Source organism: Streptomyces boluensis, assembly GCF_009908195.1.
GTDB lineage: Bacteria > Actinomycetota > Actinomycetes > Streptomycetales > Streptomycetaceae > Streptomyces > Streptomyces boluensis.
On record NZ_JAAAHS010000559.1, the window covers coordinates 1 to 3,653 of the forward strand.

The window sequence follows — 3,653 nt, forward strand, 5'->3', positions numbered from 1 at the left end:
CCCCTTCCCCCGCCGCCGCCTCCGACGGGCCGACGGAGCCGGGGGTCAGGTCGCCCCGGGTTCTCGGGCTGCTCCTCCTTGTCGCCGTGGTCGCGAGCGGGGTCGCGGCCGTGGCCGCCGCGCTCGCCCAGTGGCACATGAAGTCCCTGATCAGGCCGCTCTCCCAGGAGGCGACCGCGCGTACCGCCGAGGGCTACCAGCGGGCCGAGATGTGGCTCGGCAACACCGGCGGCGTACTGCGCGGCTGCCTCGCGCTCACGGTGCTGCTGCTCGTCGCCTGGTTCTTCCAGATGCGGGCCAACGCCCTTGTCCTGGACCCGAGTTGGCCGCAGCGGCAGGGGATGGGGTGGCTGCTGCTCAGCTGCCTGTGCGCCATCGGCCTGTTCTTCGTGCCGAAGATGATCGTCAACGATGTGTGGGCCGCGTCCACCCCGCCGCCCGGCCAGCGGCGCGGCAACGCGCTGCTCACCGTGTGGTGGCTGGCCGTGCTCGGCACCTCCTTCCAGCTGTGGAACGGCTTCGCGGTCCTGGCCGACGGCGACGACGCCGTGTGGGCGGTCACCGACGGGGTGACCGACCTGCTCATCGGCGACGCCTTCGCCGTCGCCGCCTGCGCCCTCACCTTCGTCGTCGTACGCCGGCTCGGGGCGCTGCAGGACCGGCATCCCGCAGCGCCCGTCGCCGGCTGAGCCGCCGGGCTCAGACCACCGCGCCCGTCCCCTTCCTGCGGGACTCCAACGGCCCGCCCGCCCTTGGCCCGCCGGTGCCCGGCCGCGTCGTGCGGCGGGGTTCCGCGGGCCACTTCCGCTCCAGGGTCACCGCGAGCGGCACCGCCGTACCCACCGTCGACGCCATGCCGACCAGGACGCCCGCGATCAGCGCGACCGAGAAGTCCGCGAGCGAGTCACCGCCGAGCACAGCGAGCGCGGCGAGCACGAACAGCGCGCCCATACCGGTGTTCACGGTCCGCGGCAGCGTCTGCACCACGGCTCTGTTGGCGGTGTCGACCAGCGTGGTGCGCGGGTCGCGGCGGCGCCCCTCGCGCACCCGGTCGAAGACGACCACCGTGTCGTTGACCGAGTACCCGATCACGGTGAGCAGCGCCGCGAGGAACACGCTGTCGACGGGCTTGCCGAGCCATGCGAAGAGGCCCACCACGAGCAGGACGTCGTGCGCCATCGCCACGACCGCCGCGGCCGCGAACGTCCAGCGGAACCGCACGCTCAGATACAGGAGTTGAGCGGCGACCGCCACCCCGAGGGCGATCAGCGCCTTCTGCCGCAACTCGTCCCCGAGGCTCGGCCCGATCAGCTCGTCCCGCTCCACGGTGACCTCGCCGCCGGGCCGTTCGAGTGCCTCCTTGACGGTGTGCTGCTGGTCGTTGCTGAGGCGTTCCGTCCGTACGGAGATGTCGCCGTCGCCGGACTCCTGCACCACCGCGCGCGGGAACCCGGCGTCCGCGACCGCCTCGCGCGCGGTGTCCACCGGCACGGGCCTGCTGGTGCTGTACTCCACGAGCCGCCCGCCGGTGAACTCCACGCCGAAGTCCAGGCCGCGCAGCCCGATCCCGGCGACGGCCACCATGACAAGGAGGGCACTGGCGCCCAGCCAGCGCCGCCGGTGGTGCACCAGGCGCGGGTCGCGACGGGCCAGCCAGGCCCGCACCCGGCCCGTGGAGGTGATCCCGGTGAGGGCGGGCCGCTTCCGTACGAAGCCGCGGGCGACCGCGAACTCGGCCAGGACGCGGGTGATCACCAGCGCCGAGACCATGGACGCGAGGACACCGACGGAGAGCGTCACGCCGAAGCCCTTGACCGGGCCGACCGCGAAGAAGAACAGCAGCCCGGCGGCGAGCAGCGTCGTCACGTTGGAGTCGACGACCGCGCTCCACGCCTTCTCGAACCCGGTACGCAGAGGTTTGTCCAGGCTTTTCGTACGGGCGCCCAGATACTCCTCCCTGGCCCGTTCAAACACCAGGACGTTGGCGTCCACCGCCATGCCCACGGCGAGCACGAAACCGGCGAGTCCCGGCAGCGTCAGGGTCGCGCCGAGGGCGACCAGGGCGGCGTACGAGATCAGTCCGTACAGGGCGAGGGCGAGGGTGGCGAGGGCGCCGAGGAGGCGGTACACGATGACGATGAACAGGCCGGTCAGGGCAAGGCCGATCAGGGCCGCCTGGGCGCTCGCGGAGATGGCGTCGGCGCCCAACGTGGGGCCCACGGTGCGCTGTTCGACGACCTCGACGGGCACCGGCAGGGCGCCGCCCTTGACCAGCGCGGCCAGCTCACCGGCCGCCTCCTGGTCGAAGCCGCCGGTGATCTGGGTGCTGCCACCGGTGATGCCGACGTCGCACGCCACCTCCGGGTTCACGCTGGGCGCCGAGATGACCCGGCCGTCCAGGACGATGGCGACGCGCCGCTGCGGATCGCCCTGCGGGGCACAGGCCGCCTTGCCCGTGACGCGGGCCCAGTCGGCGCCGGCCTGCTTGCGGAACTCCAGGTTCACCATCCAGCCGGACATGCCCTGCTGGTCGAGGACGGCCTCGGCGTCGCGCACCCCTTCGCCGGTCAGGGCGGTGGGCCCGAGCTGCAGATACGCGCCCTTCTGGTCGGGGTCGGGCAGGGTCGGGGACTTGTCCGTGTCCGGTCCGCCGCTGTCCTTGGCCTCGGTTTTCGGGGCCTTGTCGGTGACGCCGCGCACCGGGTGCACGGTGAGTTGCGCGGTGCGGCCGACGACCTCGGCGGCCTCGCGCGGGTCCTGGACGCCGGGCAGTTCGACGATGATGCGGTTCTCGCCGGAGCGGGTCAGGCTCGGCTCGGACACACCGAGGGCGTCAACGCGCTGGCGCAGCACTTCGAGGGCGCGCTGCGTCGACTCGGTGTCGGCGGCGGTCGTGGGTGAGTCCTTGGTCTCCAGGACGATCTGGGTGCCGCCGCGCAGGTCGAGACCTAGGCGGGCGGACTGGGTGAGGGCGAAGAAGAGTGCGGCGGCGATCACGCAGAGCGCGACGGCCGCCCGCCACAGGGGCGCGCGAGACATGGTTCTCCCGAGGAGTGTGCCCGTGGGTTTCGTCGGGCAGGCAGACGGGACCGGCGCCTGCCGCGCACCCCGCCGGGGCGGGAACGGTCAGGCGTCGACCGGGACTTGAGTGCTAGGGCCTGTCGTTTGGATCAGGCCGGATCCGGTCGGTCTGCCGCTCGGCGGCCCGCGCGGCCGCGGCACTCCACTGTCCCGGCCCACCGCGTGCCCGGCCGGGCCGACGCCCTGGGCGGGCCCGCCGTGCGCCCCGTGCCGTGCCGCCGCACGCGCGGCGGGGGTGAGGAACGGGGGCGGCGGCGTGGTCTCGGGGTGCGAGCCGATCTGGCCGTACGTGAGGTGGGCGCCGCCCTTGCCGTACCCGATCTGGACGCCGGCGTGGCCGTGCGTGAACTGGACGGCGCCGCCCGCCCGCGCGGTCTTGACCTCGGCCGCCGCCATGGACGACGGCAGCAGCAGGAACGCGACGGCCGCGAGCAACCCGGACAGCGCGACAGCGAGCGGCCGACGACGGGCGGCCGGCGGGACGGATAGCGCATGGCGGCGGGCGGCCGGCGGAACGGCGAGCGCCTGGTGGCGGGCGGCAGCCCGCACGCATTCCTCCCCCATGCCACACC

3 protein-coding genes are annotated in these 3,653 nt (G+C 73.8%); 1 reads left to right on the forward strand and 2 read right to left on the reverse strand.

What is annotated here, in order from left to right; genetic code table 11:
* Positions 1-689: DUF4328 domain-containing protein (locus GUY60_RS35775; RefSeq protein WP_161705587.1), on the forward strand; the 689-nt coding region annotated here is incomplete at its 5' end.
* A 10-nt stretch (positions 690-699) separates the two neighbouring features.
* Here the strand turns inward: GUY60_RS35775 and secD are convergent.
* The gene (secD, locus tag GUY60_RS35780; RefSeq protein WP_161705589.1) at positions 700-3,039 is read right to left on the reverse strand and encodes a protein translocase subunit SecD; all 2,340 of its coding nucleotides are present in this window, start codon (positions 3,037-3,039) and stop codon (positions 700-702) included.
* An 87-nt stretch (positions 3,040-3,126) separates the two neighbouring features.
* On the reverse strand, positions 3,127-3,653 hold a 527-nt coding region (locus tag GUY60_RS35785; RefSeq protein WP_223178775.1), incomplete at its 5' end, for a hypothetical protein.

Coding starts and splice junctions, on each gene's coding strand:
- secD (WP_161705589.1), bottom strand. CDS start 3,039: ATGTCTCGCGCGCCCCTGTGGCGGGCGGCCGTCGCGCTCTGCGTGATC.